Source organism: Sphingomonas sp. Leaf343 (assembly GCF_001423765.1).
Taxonomy (GTDB): Bacteria; Pseudomonadota; Alphaproteobacteria; order Sphingomonadales; family Sphingomonadaceae; genus Sphingomonas.
The window spans coordinates 610,338-626,110 of record NZ_LMPG01000001.1; the positions used below are offsets into that span (position 1 = coordinate 610,338).

The following is a 15,773-nucleotide window of genomic DNA, read 5'->3' on the forward strand; positions in this document are numbered from 1 at the left end:
AGGGTTAATCCCGTCGATGTCTCGCATGAACCCGATGGTAACCAGCACGCGTGCAGGAATGGCGGGTTAGCAGGGACTCCGCCACGATATGACCGACATGCCCGGCCCAGCGGCCTTTACGCGCTCGACCGAGACGATCGCTTCCATGGGGATCGCCAAGGGGACTGGCCATGCCCCGATTGGCTGCGTCTTCGCGATCGCCGGGGCGTCCAGCCGCGTGCTGCTCGACCGCGCATTGCTGGAGATGCTGTCGCTCGATCCCGACCCCATCGTGGCGGCGGCGGGGCAGGTCGGCAGCCAGATCAAGATGCGGGTCGGTTCGGCATGGCTGGTCGCCAACGTCCGCGCCCTGAAGCTGGAGGATAACAGCGGCACCTGTATCGCCGCGGACATCGACTTTCTGGGCGAGGGCGACGAGGAGCGGCTGACGGGCAAACTCTACAACTTCCGCCGCGGCGTCACTCGCTATCCGATGCCCGGCTGCGAGGTGTTCCCCGTTACCGCTGCGGACCTGCGACAGGTCTATGCCGCCGACGATCGCGCCGCGATTGCGATCGGCACGGTGTACCCGACGCAGGACATTCCCGCTTCGCTCTATATCGACGCGATGCTCGGCAAGCATTTCGCGCTGGTCGGATCGACCGGCACCGGCAAATCGACCTCCGCCGCGCTGATTCTTCACCGCATCTGCGAACTCGCGCCGCAGGGTCACATCGTCATGATCGACCCGCACGGTGAATATGCTGCGGCGTTCAGGGACAATGGCGCGATCTACGACGTCAACAACTTGGCGATGCCGTACTGGCTGATGAACTTCGAGGAGCATTGCGAGGTCTTCCTGACCACCAGCGGCTCCGACCGTCAGGTGGATGCCGACATCCTCGCCAAATGCCTGCTCGCCGCCAAACAAAGGAATCGACTGGGACAGGAGATTGCGAAGCTGACGGTCGATGCACCGATCCCCTATCTGCTGTCCGATCTGACGAACCTGATCGGGCTGGAGATGGGCAAGATGGACCGGGCCGGTGACACCGCGCCGTATCTGCGCCTGAAATCCAAGATCGACGAGATTCGCGCTGATCCGCGTTATGGATTCATGTTCAGCGGGATGCTCGTCGCCGACACGATGGCTACCTTCCTGGCGCGCATCTTCCGCATGCCCGGCGACGGCAAGCCGATCTCGATCGTCGACGTGTCCGGCGTACCGTCCGACATCACCTCGGTCGTGGTTGCGGTGCTCAGCCGCATGACGTTCGACTTCGCGATCTGGTCGCGCAACGAACCGCAGCGGCCAGTGCTGCTCGTCTGCGAGGAGGCGCACCGTTACATCCCCGCGGGCAACGACCAGACCAACTCCGTCGGCCGCATCCTCGCGCGCATTGCCAAGGAAGGGCGCAAATACGGCGTCAGCCTGGGCCTCATCACGCAGCGTCCGTCCGATCTGGCGGAGGGGGTACTGTCCCAATGCGGCACCATCATCGCCATGCGTCTGAACAACGAGCGGGATCAGGCCTTCGTCCGGGCCGCGATGCCGGAGGGCGCGCGGGGTTTCCTCGATTCGATCCCGGCGCTGCGCAACCGCGAGTGCATCATCTGCGGCGAAGGCGTCGCGATCCCGATCCGCGTGTCGTTCGACGGGCTGGAAGAGTCCCGCCGCCCCGCGTCCAGCGATCCGCTATTCTCGCAACTCTGGAAGAACGTCGGCGGCGAGGACCAGATCATCGCCCGCACCATCCAGCGCTGGCGCGCGCAGGGAAAATAAGGCCTTTTCCTCAATCCTCCCCGTTCACGAGGAGGTGGCGCGGCGAAGCCGTGACGGAGGGGCAGCCGCAGGCAAACCGCTTATATGATCCTCCCCTTGCAGGGGAGGATCACGATCGTACATGTCGGCGGTATTCGCCGCTTAACCGCACGAGCCGTTCGTGCGGAACCCAGTCGAAGCACCTCGCGAAACGCCTACGCCGGCTCCCGCCGACCGCAGCCGCTACCGGCCCGGCGTGACCGCTAGCAAATTCGCCACGCGCCGTTTGAACGCGCGCAGGTTGTCGCCCGCCAATCGCGCCACGCTGGTGAAAGATAGCGCGCGCGGGTTGATCGTCTGGCCGTTGCGCCACACTTCCCAGTGCAGATGCGGTCCCGTCGACATGCCCGTCGACCCGACATAGCCGATCACCTGACCCTGCCGCACTCGGGTGCCCGGGCGCACGGCGATGCGGCTCATATGGCCATAGCCGCTCGACAATCCGCGCGCGTGCGCCAGCTTCACGAAATTGCCGTAACCGGCGTTGCGTCCGGCGAACTGCACCACGCCGTCGACCGCCGCATAGATCGGCGATCCATACGGCGCGGCGATATCCAGCCCCTTGTGCATCCTCATGAAGCCCAGCAGCGGATGCATCCGCATCCCGAACCCGGACGTCAGCCGCCCGGCGACCGGCATGCCCGCATAGCCGCGCTTCTCCGCCTGACCAGACGCATCGAACCAGTCGGCGCTGCGTTCGCCATTGGCGGTCCAGCGGACGAGCCGGATCGGCTTGCCGCCGCGGTCCAGCCCGGCGAACATCAGGTCGCCCAGCCGCGTCTCGCCCGTCGCTGCGCGCTCACGCTCCACGACCATGTCGAAGCTGTCGGCGGCGCGTACGTCGCGGCCGATGGACACGCGCGTCGCCATCGCCTTGATATACGTCTCGACCGCCTTGGCGGGGATACCGGCGGCGCGGGCCGATCGGTACAGGCTCTGGCCGACGAGCCCCTGCACGCGAAGCGGCGTCGAATCCACGGCGATCGGCGTCCTGTTCAGGATCAGCGCCGATCCCGCCCGTACCAGCGTCAGCGACAGGTCGAAGCGGGCACGGAAGGTCAGCGCCTCCAGCGGCCGCGCCACCGTCCGGCTCGGCCGGCGACCCAGCGTCAGCACCAGTCGCGTGCCTGAGGGGATGTCGCCCAGCGAGGTCGCGCCCGCGACCAGCCGCGCCGCCTCCTTCGCCTCGCCTCGACCCACGCCGGCACGGACCAGCGCCCGGTCCAGGGCATCGCCGTCACCCAGCGTCGTCGTCAGGTCCACGGTCGGCCGTTCCGGTGCCTGCGCCAGCGGTGCGACGAGGTCGCTTGCCGCCATCCGCTTGCCGGTGTCCGCTCCCCACGCCAGCGGTGCGATGCCCTGCGCGCGCGCCTCGTCCCACTGTTCGCCCTGAAGCGGCGCGGGTACGGCACCGATCAACGGCCGGTCGAAGCCCGGCGACAACGCCCATGTCGCAGCGCACAGCGCGGTGCAGGTCGCGACGCCGCGCCACCAGTCGCGCGTCCCGATCTGTGCGCCCAGATCGGGCACCCAGTCGATCGCGGCGAGCGTATGTCGCCAGTCCGGCTGGACGGGGATCGTGAAGCCGCGCGGCGAAAGTCCCCGCGCGCTCGTGCCGCCGGCGAACTCCAGGCCATGATCGCTGCGAAGGAACACCGGCGACGCTCTCGGTTACTCGCCGATACCCCCCGGCGCTGGGTGGAATCGTTGTGGGTCCAACATCCTAAAGTCAAATTAACCGCGTCGCGCGGCGGCCGTGCCTGCGACGAGCCGCCGCACGATTGCGACGGGATGCCAAGTCCTACGCCGATGAGCGACCATCAACCAAATCATTGCGAAAGCACGCGCGCGGCCCGATGTTGCACGGCATGGCCGCCCCGGTTCAGAACGTCACCGCCGTGCTCGGCCCGACCAACACGGGCAAGACGCATCTCGCGATCGAACGGATGTGTGCGCATTCCAGCGGCATCATCGGCTTTCCGCTCCGTCTGCTGGCGCGCGAAGTCTATGACCGAGTCGTCGCGCTGAAAGGCGCACATCAGGTCGCACTCGTCACTGGCGAGGAGAAGATCGTGCCCCCCGGCGCGCGCTGGTTCCTGTGTACCGCGGAATCCATGCCGTCGCACGACACCGCCTTCGTCGCGCTCGACGAGGCGCAGCTCGGTGCCGATTCCGAACGTGGCCACGTCTTTACGGACCGCCTGCTCCATGTGCGCGGGCGCGAGGAGACGATGATCCTCGGGTCGGAAGCGTTGCGCCCGATGGTCCGCGCGCTGGTGCCGGACGCGGAGATCGTCGCCCGCCCGCGCTTCTCCACGCTTAGCTATGCCGGCGCGAAGAAGATCAGCCGCCTGCCCAAACGCTCCGCCATCGTCGCGTTCAGCGCGGAAGAGGTTTATGCGGTGGCGGAGATGCTGCGCCGCCTGCGCGGGGGAGCGGCGGTGGTGATGGGCGCGCTCAGTCCCCGCACCCGCAACGCGCAGGTCGCGATGTTCCAGGCGGGCGAGGTCGACTACCTCGTCGCTACCGATGCGATCGGCATGGGCCTGAACATGGACGTCGCGCACGTCGCCTTCGCGTCGCTCAACAAGTTCGACGGCCGTCGCCAGCGCCGCCTGACCGTCGCCGAAATGGCGCAGATCGCCGGCCGTGCCGGCCGTCACCAGCGCGACGGCACGTTCGGCGCGGTGACGGAGGAGGGGCCGGGGGCGTTCCTGCCGGAGGAAATCCTGGCGATCGAGGAGCATAGGTTTCCCCGGCTTGAAGAACTCTACTGGCGCGAAGGGCAGCTCGACCTGTCCTCGATCGACGCGCTGGTCGCTGCGCTCGAACGCCGCCCGCCGCCCGGAACGCCCCTGCGTGCGGCACCGCAGGCGATGGACCTCGCGGTGCTGAAGCGGCTGGCGGACGAGGGCTGGGTGCGCGACCGGGTTCGAACAGCGTCGATGGTCAAACGTCTGTGGGCGGCGTGCGGCGTGCCCGATTTCCGCAAGGTCGGCCTCGATCCCCACGCACGCTTCGTCTCGCGTCTGTTCGGCCATCTGAGCGAGGGACGCGGCATCATACCGCATCAATGGTTCGCCGATGAGATTCAGAGGCTGGACACGATCGCCGGCGATGTGGAGACGCTGGCTGGTCGGCTCGCCGCAGTCCGGACCTGGGCCTATATCGCGCAGCGTCCGGACTGGCTTGCCGACCCTGCCGAATGGGCGGAGCGGACGCGCGCGATCGAGGAGCGCCTGTCGGATGGCCTTCACGCCGGCTTGACGCAGCGATTCGTCGACAAGAGGACGACGGCCCTGATCCGCCGCATCGGTGCGGATGCCGGGGCGCTGCCGGTGACGATCGGGCCGCAAGGGGAGGTGACGGTCGAGGATCACCCGATCGGTCGTCTCGACGGGTTCCGTTTCGTGGTCGAGCCGGGCGCGCGGGGTGGCGATCGCCGCATGCTGCTCGCGGCGGCGGAGAAGCGGCTTGTGCCGGAACGCGCGCGCCGGGCGCAGGCGCTGGCGGATGCGGCGGACGGCGAGTTCGCGCTGGACGATGTAACCATCCGCTGGAACGGCACCGCCGTCGCCTCGCTGGGCGCCGGTGTGTCGCTGGCGCGCGCGCGCATCGTTCTCGATCGCGACCTCGACGTGCTGGATCGAACTGCGCGCGACCGTGTCTCCGCGCGGCTGGAGACGTGGATCGCCGCCTCTGTCAAGAAACGCGTGCCCGCGCTCGCCGCGCTCGATGCCATCGCCCGCGACCCTGCCGCCGGACCCGCCCTCCGCACCGTCGCCGCCGCGCTGGAAGCTGCGGGCGGGCTGACCCAGCGCCTGCCGCTGCGCGGCCCGCTGGAGGCGCTGACGCAGGAGGATCGCCGCAGGCTCCGGATCGCCGGCATCACGCTCGGCGCGCTCGACCTGTTCGACCCGCGCCTCCTGAAACCTGAACCCTCCCGCTGGCGACGCGCCTTGCTCGGCCTGCGCGCCGCCGCGCCGCCGAAACCGCCGATCGGCGCGACCGTGCTGCCACGCGGTCACGTCGCCGCGACGCTTGCCGCCGGGTTCCGGCCGTTGGGGACGCAGGCCGTGCGCGTCGATCTGGCCGAGCGCATCGCCCGTGCCGCGCACGACGCGCGACAGGGTCGCAAACCGTTCGTCCCCGACGCGGCGTTGGCGACATCGATGGGGCTGGAGCCGGCGACGTTCGAACGATTGATGGCCGAGCTTGGCTTCCGTCAGACCGGCCCGGGCGGGGAGGGCGGCTGGGTCTGGCGCGGCCGTCCGGCCGCCCGCCCGACGACACCGACCCCGTCCAGCGGCAACGCCTTTGCGGGCCTTGCGGAGATGTTCGCCCGGTGAGTCCGTCCGCCGACTCCATGCGCCTCGACCGGTTCCTGTGGTGGGCGCGCCTCGCCAAGACGCGCAGCGCGGCGCAGGCGCTGGCCGGCACCGGCCACCTTCGCCTCGACGGCCGCCCGATCGATCGCGCGCATGCTGCGGTGCGTGTCGGCGCCATCCTGACCTTCGCGCAAGGATCGCGCATCCGCGCCGTCCGGGTGGAGGCGCTGCCCGCCCGTCGCGGCCCACCGGCGGAGGCACGAGGCTGCTATGCCGATCTCGTGACGGGTGATAACGTGTCGCAGGAGGGCGACGGCGATTGACGCACGCCACGCTTGCGGCCTAGTCGCCGCGCGATGATCGCCGGCCGGATGATGGCCGCCAAATGCTTGCCGGCATGGGCCGGTTCGGGAGTTCGCAATGACCTACGTCGTCACCGACGCCTGCATCCGCTGTAAGTACATGGACTGCGTCGAGGTGTGTCCGGTGGATTGTTTTTATGAGGGCGAGAACATGCTTGTCATCAATCCGTCCGAATGTATCGATTGCGGCGTGTGCGAACCGGAATGTCCAGCCGAGGCGATCCTGCCCGACACGGAAAACGGCCAGGAAAAGTGGCTGGAGCTTAACGCCACATTCTCTGCGCAATGGCCGAACGTCACGCGCAAGATGGACCAGACGCCGCCCGATGCAGACGAGATGAAGGGCGTCGAGGGCAAATACGACAAGTTCTTCAGCCCGGAGCCCGGCACGGGCGACTGACGCCCGTCCGGCCGGCTGGCCGCCGAACAGCGTGAGCCCGGCAGCCCCGATAGGGACGGAGCGGTCGGGTCATGCGGCGGTGCGACACGAAGCTGGCAATTTTGTTGCAAAGCTGCTAAACGTCGTTGCGACGGGCGCGATCGGCGTTGCCCGGGTTCCCCAACGCGCGATCCGGCGCTGGCCGTTTGGCCGGCAGGCCGGGCGCGGGTCCGATGAAAGGCCCCACATGGCTGCCAAGGCGCTGTTTTTCGACGTCGGCGATTATGTTGTCTATCCCAAGCACGGTGTCGGTCGCGTGATCGAACTGCAGAAGCAGGAAATCGCCGGCACCAGCCTCGAACTCTATGTCCTGCGGTTCGAGAAGGAGCGGATGACGCTTCGCGTTCCGACCAACAAGGCCGAAAGCGTTGGCATGCGCAAGCTGTCGTCGGACAAGACGATGCGCGAGGCGATGGACACGCTGAAGGGCAAGCCCAAGGTCAAGCGCACCATGTGGTCGCGCCGCGCACAGGAATACGAGGCGAAGATCAACTCCGGCGACCTGGTGTCGATCGCAGAGGTGGTCCGCGACCTGTTCCGCGCCGACGATCAGCCCGAGCAGAGCTATTCCGAGCGTCAGATCTTCGAGGCCGCGACCAGCCGTCTGGCCCGCGAACTCGCCGCCATGGAAGAACTCGACGAACCCAAGGCGCAGGAGAAGATCCTGGAGATCCTCCGCGCCGCCGCCGCGATCTACAACAAGGACAAGCCCGCCGCCTGACGGCGTCGAGCCTTGGCTAACGGGAAGGGCGGTCCGGCAACGGGCCGCCCTTCGTCGTTCAGGGGCTTGATGTCATGATGTTGATCCCACCCTTCCGTTCGTCCCGATTTCATCGACGGGCATGAGCCTCACCTGTGCTTCGACAGACTCCAGCACGAACGGTTAAGCTGACGACCGCAGTGCCCCGAATTCGGCATCCCGGCGAAAGCCGCAATCTGCCGCGACGGCGCGAACCGCCATCCTACTTGCATCGCCTCACCCGACGTGTATTATACAAACAATACACAGGGGAAACACATCATGAAGCTCGGCACCAGAACGCTCCTCGCTCCCGTTGCCCTCGCGCTGCTGGCGGTGCCCGTCGCCGCCTGTTCGTTCAACTGGTCGTCCGACGACGAGCAGACCGACGGTGTGGGTGCGACCGCTTCCGGCTCCGGCGGCACCCGCACCTATGCGGTGACCGATTTCGACAGTGTCGGGCTGGCGGCGGGCGGCGACGTCGAGGTTCGCGTCGGTCCCGCCTTTTCCGTGACGGCGACCGGCGACCCCGCCACCCTCGACAAGATCAAGGTCGAGCGGAACGGCAATGCGCTCAGCCTCGGCTGGAAGCGCGGGATCAACTGGAACGGCTCCGGCAAGGTTCGCTACGTCGTGACGATGCCGCGCATCACCGGTGTGGACATCGGCGGCTCGGGCACGATCACCGTCGACAAGGCGGAGGGCGATTCGTTCGAGGGCAATATCGGCGGCTCCGGCAAGCTCGATATCCGTGGGATGAAGGTCGACAAGGCGGAGTTCGCGATCGGCGGATCGGGCGACATCGCCGCCGCCGGCACCGCGCGCTCGCTGGAGGTGTCGGTCGGCGGGTCCGGCAACGTCCGCGCGCAACCGCTCCGCACCGAAACGGCGGAGGTCAACATCGCCGGTGCCGGCGACGTGCAGGCGACCGCCACGCGCACCGCGGAAATCAATATTCTCGGGTCGGGCAATGTCACCATCACCGGCGGCGCGAAATGCGAGATCAGCAAGATGGGCAGCGGCAAGGTCCATTGCGGCTGATCCCGGCTTGATCGGATGGCGGGGATCGTCGAGCGTAGCGTGATGCGCTCGTTCCCGATCCCCGTCATTCTCCTGACCACCATGGCTCTCTCGGCTGGTCCCGCATCCGCCGCCGACCGTACCGTGGGGATCGGCAGCTTCGAACGATTGCGCGTCGACGGTCCGTTCGAGGTGACCGTCACCACCGGATCGCCCTCCGTTCGCATCGCTGGCGACGTCGACGCGATCGAGGCCGTCGACGCCCACCTCGACGGCGCGACGCTGACGATCCGGCGTCGTTCGGGGCTGGTGGGACAGGGGCAGCGCCGATCAATCGCCCCCATCCGGCTGACGCTATCGACGCCCGCGCTCGCATCGGCGCAGTCGGTGGCGGGGGCGCGGCTGACGATCGCACGGCTGCGTGGACCGAAGATCGCTCTTGCCGTCTCCGGCTCCGGCGCGATCGAGGCAACAGCGGTCGACGGTGCTGAGGTATCGGCGGTACTGGCGGGAACCGGCCGCATTGCGCTGGCCGGTCGCGCCGGCAAGGCGCGGCTTACCCGAAACGGGGAGGGGACACTCGACGCCTCGGCCCTCGACGCGGGCGAACTACTCGTCGTGGCGGACGGGATCGGCGATCTCACTGCCCGCGCCCGCTACACCGCGCAGGTGTCGAATGCGGGCACCGGACAGGTCACCATCCTCGGCACCCCCCGCTGCGTGATCCGCGCCGTCGACGGCGGCCCGGTCGCGTGCGGAAAGCAGCGTTAGGTTCCGAAGCGGAGGAGTTCGCGAAACTCCTCAGATCAAGCCCAGCTCCGCCAGCTTCCCGATCAGATCCGACGGCATCGCCTCCACGCCCGTCCCGTCGCCGCCCAGATCGACCGGTGCATCCGTCGCCTCCAGATAGCGCCAGCCCTGATGCGCGCGCTTGGGCCGCGCCTGCACCAGCACCAATGGCGGCGCGAGGAAGATGGCGACGCGCCCGCCCTCCGCCTCGCCGAACCCGGTGATCGCCGATCGCGCGACCAGTTGATGTTTCAGGATCCAGAACAGCGACCCCGCGCCGGCCACCTCCTCATGCCGCTTGGGCAGGTAGCGCGTCGTCAGGAACGATTGCCCCTCCGCCGCGCGCAGGGCGAGCCGTTCGGCAAGATGCTCGACGCTCTGCGCGCCGAACGCCACTTTGGTCAGGTGAAGCGCCATCGGAAGCTGTCATGTGGCCCGGCCGCCATTGGGCCGCAAGCCTAGCCGTGCAGCCCCCAAAGCGTTGCAAGCCCCAGAAACGAAAAGAATCCCATCGTATCGGTCAATGTCGTCACGAACACCGCCGACGATACCGCCGGATCGACGCTGAACCGGTCCAGCGTGACGGGGACCAGCACGCCCGCCAATCCGGCGGTCAGGTTGTTGATGACCATCGCCGACCCGATCACCACCGCCAGATCGGCGCGTCCGAAGATCAGGAACGTCCCGGTGCCGATCAGCAACCCCAGCATGACGCCGTTCGCGGCCGCGATTCGCAGCTCTCGAAAGACCATCCAGCGGGTGTTCGAACTCGTCAGTTGATTGGTCGCGATCGCGCGAACCACCACCGCCAGCGTCTGCGTGCCCGCATTGCCGCCCATGCCCGACACGATCGGCATCAGCACCGCGAGCAGCGCGAAGGTCGCGATCGTACTCTCGAACATCTTGACCACGCTGGACGCGAACATCGCCGTCGCCAGATTGACGACCAGCCACGTCAGCCGCGTCTTCACCGTCAGCCGGATCGGTTCGTTGATGTCGCCGTCGCCCGCGCCCGACAGGCGCAGCACGTCCTCGCCTGCCTCCTGCTGAATGATGTGGACGACGTCGTCGACGGTAATCATGCCGACCAGCCGACCCGACCCGTCGGTGACCGCGGCGGAAATCAGCGCGTATTTCTGGAACCGGAGCGCGACCTCCTCCTGATCCATGTCGACCGGGATCAGGGTCTGCTCCCGGCTCATCACGTCGCCCACCGGCACCCAGTGCGGCGTACGCAGGATCCACGACAGGGCGCAGGTGCCGATCGGCCGGTGACCCGGATCGACGACGAACACTTCCCAGAAATCGGTGGTCAGGTCCTCCTGCTTGCGCAGATAGGTGATGACGTCGCCGACCGTCCAATGCTCCGGCACCGCGACCAGATCGCGCTGCATCAGGCGACCGGCGGATTCCTCCGGATAGGACAGCGCTTCCTCGATCGCGGCGCGATCGTCCGGCTCCATCGCGCGCAGCACCGCGCGCTGGCCGTCCTCGTCCATGTCCTCGATGATCGCGACGGCGTCGTCGGTATCGAGTTCGGACGCGATATCCGCGACCTCATGCGGCTCCAGCGCGTCGATCAGGTCCTCGCGGACGTAATCGTTCATCTCCGCAAACACGTCCGCGTCGAGCAGGTCGGTGACGGCACGGGCGAGGGCGGTGCGATCTTCCTGCGGCGTCAGCTCGAACAGGTCGGCGATATCGGCCGGGTGCAGCGGCTCGACCAGCGCGCGCGCGCCCTCGTCGTCGCCCGCCTCGACCGCATCCAGCACCGCCCGGACGAACTCGGGCCGCAGCCGGTCGTCCTCGTCCAGCTCGTCCAGTTCCTCGACCGGTGCTTCGGGAAGCTCGTTTTCGCTCATCGCCGGCTCCCTGTTGGCATGGTCTGATCGCTGCGGTCGCTCCCTATCGCGGTGCAGCGTCATTTGCCAGCGGCGCACTCCCTCCCTATCTGCCGCTCGACCATTCAGGAGTGGACTATATGACCGATACCCCGACCGCGGAGACGCTGACCCTGACGCTGGAGGGCGGCGACGTCACGATCAAGCTGCGTCCCGACCTCGCGCCCGAGCACGTCAAGCGCATCACCGAGCTGGCGAACGACGGCTTCTATGACGGCGTCGTGTTCCACCGCGTCATCCCCGGCTTCATGGCGCAGGGCGGCGATCCGACCGGCACCGGTATGCACGGCTCCGACAAGCCGAACCTGAAGGCGGAGTTCAACAAGGAGCCGCACGTTCGCGGTATCTGCTCGATGGCGCGCACCAACGATCCGAACACGGCGAACAGCCAGTTCTTCATCGTGTTCGACGACGCCCGCTTCCTCGACGGGCAGTACACCGTCTGGGGCCAGGTCACCGACGGCATGGAACTGATCGATGCGCTGCCCAAGGGCGAACCCCCCCGCCAGCCCGGCAAGATCGTCAAGGCGCGGGTAGCGTAACGGCACCGCTCACCTCACCCCTCCCTGCTAGGGAGGGGCTGGGGGTGGGTCGAGGCCCGCGCGACGGCTCGTGGCTGCCCCGCTCCTCAAGCCCCCAACGTCTTCACCAGCCAGTCGTGAAACAGCCGCACCGGCTTCAACTGCAACGCCCGCGGCCGGCATACGAACCAATAGCTGTACGGACTTTCCACCTCGATATCGAACAGGCGCACCAGCCGCGGATCGTTCGCGTCCTCGAAATGGCTCTCCAGCATGAAGGCGATGCCGAGTCCTTGCGCCGCCGCTTCCAGCATCAGCTGCCCCGAATCGAAATGATCGACCGCCTGTGGTTCGATCCCCTCCAGCCCGGCGGCGTTGCGCCACGCGGTGAACGTGTCGGGCATGTCGCGGTGGATTAGCGCCGTCAGGGTCGCGACCTGTGCGGGGTCGATCACCGGGTTCGGCCCCTCCAGCAGGGTGCGCGAGCCAATGACGTAAACCTTGTTGTGGTCCAGCCGCTTTCCGTACAGCGACGGATCGATGTCACGCGCCAGCGCGATCACCGCATCCAGCCCGTCGCCGAGTCGTGCAATACCGTGCGCCGCCGTATCGATGTCGAGATGCAGTTCGGGATGCGTCGCGCGCAGTTCGCCCAGCCGGGGGAACAGCCGCTGCGACGCGAACAGCGGCAGGATGCCCAACCGCAGCCGCAGCACCTCCGTCCCGCTGGTCATCGCCTCGACCGCATCGGACAGCTGGTCCAGCACCGGCGCGATCTGTTGCAACAGCCGCTCGCCGTCCGCATTGGCGACCATCGCCTGATGCCGCCGCGCGAACAGCGGTTTACCGATGAACCGCTCCAGCGACTGGACGCGACGGCTCAGTGCCGGCGCGGACAGCGCCAGTTCCTCGGCGGCAGCCTTGATCGATCCCAGACGCGCGACCTGCACGAAGGCCTCGATCGCGCCCAACGGGGGCAGCCTGCGCATCCCGTCCTCTCCCGCTTCTTATGTTAGCGATACCGCGAATTGCATCGAACGCAATCGTAGCGGAGTATTTCGCACTTGCAACATCGGGTGCTGCGACGCAAAAAGACCGTGCCTTTCAGGCATCCTCTCCTAAAAACTTTCAAGGGGTCGGACTTTCGGGTCCGGCCCTTTTTTTCGTCGCGAGCGGCCGCACGGCCTCTAACCGCGCCGGAACCGGCTTCCTACCTCACGCGCTTGCCGTTCGAAAGGGATCGGCCAAACGAACCGGGCCAAGATCGAATTGGCGGAAGGAAGCAGGAATGGCCGATAGCGAAACCCCGACACGCAAGATTCAGGTGGCGAACAGCCGCCCTGAGGACTCCGGCCGCGGCCTCGCCCATCTGCCGCGCGCGCTGATGGCGGCGCTGGGCGTGGGCGAAGGCGACGTGATCGAGATCGTCGGCAAGCAATCGACCCCCGCCCGCGCGGTCGGCCCCTATCCGGAGGACGAGGGGCTGGAGGTGCTGCGCATCGACGGTCTCCAGCGTGCGAACGCCGGCGTCGGCTCGGGCGATTTTGTGGAAGTGCATCGCGCCGAGTCCAAGCCGGCCACGCGCGTCGTCTTCGCCCCGGCGCAGGCCAATCTGCGCCTGCAGGGTTCCGGGGCGGCTCTGCAGCGTACCTTTCTCGGCCGGCCCTTCTGTCAGGGCGATGTCGTCGCGACCGCGGGCCACCAGCGCGTGGCGGACATGCCCCCGACCGTGCAGCGCTTCATGAACGCGCCTGCCTTCGCGTTGCAGGAAATCCGCCTGATCGTCGTGTCGGCCAGCCCCAAGGGCGTCGTGCACATCGACGAGAATACCGAAATCGAACTGCGCCCCGAATATGAGGAGCCTCAGGCCGCCCGTCGCGCCGATGTGACCTATGACGATATCGGCGGCATGGCCGCGACGATCGACCAGTTGCGCGAGATGGTCGAACTGCCGCTGCGCTATCCCGAGTTGTTCGAACGCCTCGGCGTCGAGCCGCCCAAGGGTGTGCTGCTCCACGGACCGCCCGGCACCGGCAAGACGCGCCTCGCTCGCGCCGTTGCGAACGAATCCGACGCGCAGTTTTTCCTCATCAACGGCCCGGAGATCATGGGCTCGGCTTACGGCGAGTCCGAGTCGCGCCTGCGCGACATTTTCGAGGAAGCGACCAAGGCCGCACCCTCGATCGTCTTCATCGACGAGATCGACTCGATCGCGCCGAAGCGCGGGCAGGTGCAGGGCGAGGCGGAGAAGCGCCTCGTCGCGCAATTGCTGACGCTGATGGACGGGCTGGAGGCGCGTGCGAACCTCGTCGTCATCGCCGCCACCAACCGGCCGGAGGCGATCGACGAGGCATTACGGCGGCCCGGCCGCTTCGATCGCGAGATCGTCGTTGGTGTACCGGACGAGCGCGGCCGTCGTGAGATTCTCGGTATTCACGCGCGTGGCATGCCGCTCGGTGATCGCGTCGACCTCGACGAGCTGGCGCGCACCACCTACGGGTTCGTCGGTGCCGACATCGCGGCACTCGCGCGGGAAGCGGCGATCGAGGCGGTCCGCCGCATCATGCCGCGTCTGAACCTTGAGGAACGAACGATTCCAGCGGAGGTGCTCGATACTCTTTCGGTCACGCGCGAGGATTTCCTGGAGGCTCTGAAGCGCGTCCAGCCATCGGCGATGCGCGAGGTGATGGTGCAGGCTCCGAACGTCCGCTGGGAGGATGTTGGCGGGCTCGACGCCGCGCAGGAGCGCCTGAAGGAGGGCGTCGAACTGCCGCTGAAGGACCCTGACGCCTTCCGCCGGCTCGGTATCCGTCCGGCCAAGGGCTTCCTGCTCTACGGCCCGCCGGGGACCGGCAAGACGCTGCTGGCGAAGGCGGTCGCACGCGAGGCGGAAGCGAACTTCATTGCTACCAAGTCGTCCGACCTGCTGAGCAAATGGTACGGCGAAAGCGAACAGCAGATCGCCCGCCTGTTCGCCCGCGCGCGTCAGGTCGCGCCGACCGTGATCTTTATCGACGAACTCGACAGCCTCGTTCCCGCCCGCGGCTCCGGCGGTGGCGAACCGCAGGTGACGGAGCGGGTGGTGAACACCATCCTCGCCGAAATGGACGGTCTGGAGGAATTGCAGTCCGTCGTCGTGATCGGTGCGACCAACCGGCCCAATCTGGTCGATCCCGCCCTGTTGCGACCGGGCCGCTTCGACGAGCTGATCTATGTCGGCGTTCCCAGCGAGGCGGGTCGCGAGCGCATCCTTGGCATCCAGACCGGCAAGATGCCGCTGGCGTCGGACGTCGATCTCGCGGCGATCGCGCGCCGCACCGACCGCTTCACCGGTGCCGATCTGGAGGATGTCACCCGCCGCGCCGGCCTGATCGCGCTGCGCCGTTCCCGCACCGCGACGGAGGTGACGATGGCCGACTTCGACGGCGCGCTGGCGGAGGCGCGGGCGAGCGTGACCTCCGAAATGGAGCGCGACTACGAACAGATCGCCGCGCGCCTGAAGCAGGATGCGGCTGCGATCCAGCCGGTCGGTTTCGCATTCCCGGGGGCTCAGCGGGGGTAGGGGGCGTTTGCTGGCGGAGACGGGTGGCAGTAAGTGGCGCTCGGCACTCGAACCAACCCCGATCCCCAGCCCCACCCCGGCGAAGGCCGGGGTCCAGTTGCCACATCGGCAGTGAGTTTCACAAAGCTGGCCGCGACTGGACCCCGGCCTGCGCCGGAGGAGTGCAGAACAAAGGGCTGTTTACCCTCGATTCCGTCATTGCGAGCGGAGCGAAGCAATGACAGGTCGGTGGCTGGTTAAGCCCGGATCAAGCGCCGTAGACCAGCTCTATCCCTCCCCTTCAGGGGAGGGGCCGGGGGTGGGGCGGTGCC

The 15,773-nt window shown here is 67.5% G+C and carries 13 protein-coding genes; 9 read left to right on the forward strand and 4 right to left on the reverse strand.

Going from position 1 to position 15,773, the window contains the following annotated elements; translation table 11 throughout:
- Positions 1 to 88: 88 nt before the first annotated feature.
- Positions 89 to 1,762 (forward strand): ATP-binding protein, encoded by a 1,674-nt coding sequence (locus tag ASG07_RS02575; protein WP_055841712.1) that lies wholly within the window; start codon positions 89 to 91, stop codon positions 1,760 to 1,762.
- Positions 1,763 to 1,984: 222 nt separating this feature from the next.
- Here the strand turns inward: ASG07_RS02575 and ASG07_RS02580 are convergent, their stop codons facing one another.
- Entirely contained in the window at positions 1,985 to 3,457 is a 1,473-nt protein-coding gene (locus ASG07_RS02580; protein ID WP_055841716.1) for a M23 family metallopeptidase, read from the reverse strand.
- 212 nt (positions 3,458 to 3,669) lie between these two features.
- Here ASG07_RS02580 and ASG07_RS02585 point away from each other — a divergent pair, with 212 nt between their 5' ends.
- The 6 genes from ASG07_RS02585 (at position 3,670) to ASG07_RS02610 (ending at position 9,460) form a co-directional block, all read left to right on the forward strand.
- Positions 3,670 to 6,150, forward strand: coding sequence for a helicase-related protein (locus ASG07_RS02585; RefSeq protein ID WP_055842926.1), 2,481 nt, complete (start codon positions 3,670 to 3,672; stop codon positions 6,148 to 6,150).
- 17 nt (positions 6,151 to 6,167) lie between these two features.
- Positions 6,168 to 6,452 carry an RNA-binding S4 domain-containing protein gene (locus ASG07_RS02590; RefSeq protein WP_055841719.1) on the forward strand — a complete coding sequence of 95 codons (285 nt, stop codon included), beginning with the start codon at positions 6,168 to 6,170 and terminating at the stop codon, positions 6,450 to 6,452.
- Between the two features lie 97 nt (positions 6,453 to 6,549).
- Positions 6,550 to 6,891, forward strand: a complete 342-nt coding sequence (gene fdxA, locus ASG07_RS02595; protein ID WP_055841722.1) for a ferredoxin FdxA — start codon at positions 6,550 to 6,552, stop codon at positions 6,889 to 6,891.
- A 226-nt stretch (positions 6,892 to 7,117) separates the two neighbouring features.
- Positions 7,118 to 7,651, forward strand: a complete 534-nt coding sequence (locus ASG07_RS02600; RefSeq protein ID WP_055841725.1) for a CarD family transcriptional regulator — start codon at positions 7,118 to 7,120, stop codon at positions 7,649 to 7,651.
- 300 nt (positions 7,652 to 7,951) lie between these two features.
- Positions 7,952 to 8,710: a head GIN domain-containing protein gene (locus tag ASG07_RS02605; RefSeq protein ID WP_055841728.1), complete on the forward strand. Its 759-nt coding sequence runs from the start codon at positions 7,952 to 7,954 to the stop codon at positions 8,708 to 8,710.
- 15 nt (positions 8,711 to 8,725) lie between these two features.
- Positions 8,726 to 9,460 carry a GIN domain-containing protein gene (locus ASG07_RS02610; protein WP_055841731.1) on the forward strand — a complete coding sequence of 245 codons (735 nt, stop codon included), beginning with the start codon at positions 8,726 to 8,728 and terminating at the stop codon, positions 9,458 to 9,460.
- 30 nt (positions 9,461 to 9,490) lie between these two features.
- Here ASG07_RS02610 and ASG07_RS02615 read toward each other — a convergent pair whose 3' ends face one another.
- The gene (locus ASG07_RS02615; protein WP_055841733.1) at positions 9,491 to 9,895 is read right to left on the reverse strand and encodes a DUF1489 family protein; all 405 of its coding nucleotides are present in this window, start codon (positions 9,893 to 9,895) and stop codon (positions 9,491 to 9,493) included.
- Between the two features lie 41 nt (positions 9,896 to 9,936).
- The gene (gene mgtE, locus ASG07_RS02620; RefSeq protein ID WP_055841737.1) at positions 9,937 to 11,340 is read right to left on the reverse strand and encodes a magnesium transporter; all 1,404 of its coding nucleotides are present in this window, start codon (positions 11,338 to 11,340) and stop codon (positions 9,937 to 9,939) included.
- Between the two features lie 119 nt (positions 11,341 to 11,459).
- On the opposite strand from mgtE, the gene ASG07_RS02625 reads away from it, so the two are divergent.
- Positions 11,460 to 11,921, forward strand: a complete 462-nt coding sequence (locus ASG07_RS02625; RefSeq protein WP_055842927.1) for a peptidylprolyl isomerase — start codon at positions 11,460 to 11,462, stop codon at positions 11,919 to 11,921.
- Positions 11,922 to 12,007: 86 nt separating this feature from the next.
- Here ASG07_RS02625 and ASG07_RS02630 read toward each other — a convergent pair whose 3' ends face one another.
- Positions 12,008 to 12,889 carry a LysR substrate-binding domain-containing protein gene (locus ASG07_RS02630; RefSeq protein WP_055841740.1) on the reverse strand — a complete coding sequence of 294 codons (882 nt, stop codon included), beginning with the start codon at positions 12,887 to 12,889 and terminating at the stop codon, positions 12,008 to 12,010.
- Between the two features lie 299 nt (positions 12,890 to 13,188).
- Here ASG07_RS02630 and ASG07_RS02635 point away from each other — a divergent pair, with 299 nt between their 5' ends.
- On the forward strand, positions 13,189 to 15,462 hold the full coding sequence (locus tag ASG07_RS02635; protein WP_055841743.1) for a CDC48 family AAA ATPase: 2,274 nt from the start codon (positions 13,189 to 13,191) through the stop codon (positions 15,460 to 15,462).
- The last annotated feature ends 311 nt before the right edge of the window (positions 15,463 to 15,773 follow it).

Bases quoted from the DNA above. Each gene is read 5' to 3' on its own strand.
- ASG07_RS02575 (WP_055841712.1), top strand. From the start codon at position 89: ATGACCGACATGCCCGGCCCAGCGGCCTTTACGCGCTCGACCGAGACG.
- ASG07_RS02585 (WP_055842926.1), top strand. From the start codon at position 3,670: ATGGCCGCCCCGGTTCAGAACGTCACCGCCGTGCTCGGCCCGACCAAC.
- ASG07_RS02590 (WP_055841719.1), top strand. From the start codon at position 6,168: ATGCGCCTCGACCGGTTCCTGTGGTGGGCGCGCCTCGCCAAGACGCGC.
- fdxA (WP_055841722.1), top strand. From the start codon at position 6,550: ATGACCTACGTCGTCACCGACGCCTGCATCCGCTGTAAGTACATGGAC.
- ASG07_RS02600 (WP_055841725.1), top strand. From the start codon at position 7,118: ATGGCTGCCAAGGCGCTGTTTTTCGACGTCGGCGATTATGTTGTCTAT.
- ASG07_RS02605 (WP_055841728.1), top strand. From the start codon at position 7,952: ATGAAGCTCGGCACCAGAACGCTCCTCGCTCCCGTTGCCCTCGCGCTG.
- ASG07_RS02610 (WP_055841731.1), top strand. From the start codon at position 8,726: ATGGCGGGGATCGTCGAGCGTAGCGTGATGCGCTCGTTCCCGATCCCC.
- ASG07_RS02615 (WP_055841733.1), bottom strand. From the start codon at position 9,895: ATGGCGCTTCACCTGACCAAAGTGGCGTTCGGCGCGCAGAGCGTCGAG.
- mgtE (WP_055841737.1), bottom strand. From the start codon at position 11,340: ATGAGCGAAAACGAGCTTCCCGAAGCACCGGTCGAGGAACTGGACGAG.
- ASG07_RS02625 (WP_055842927.1), top strand. From the start codon at position 11,460: ATGACCGATACCCCGACCGCGGAGACGCTGACCCTGACGCTGGAGGGC.
- ASG07_RS02630 (WP_055841740.1), bottom strand. From the start codon at position 12,889: ATGCGCAGGCTGCCCCCGTTGGGCGCGATCGAGGCCTTCGTGCAGGTC.
- ASG07_RS02635 (WP_055841743.1), top strand. From the start codon at position 13,189: ATGGCCGATAGCGAAACCCCGACACGCAAGATTCAGGTGGCGAACAGC.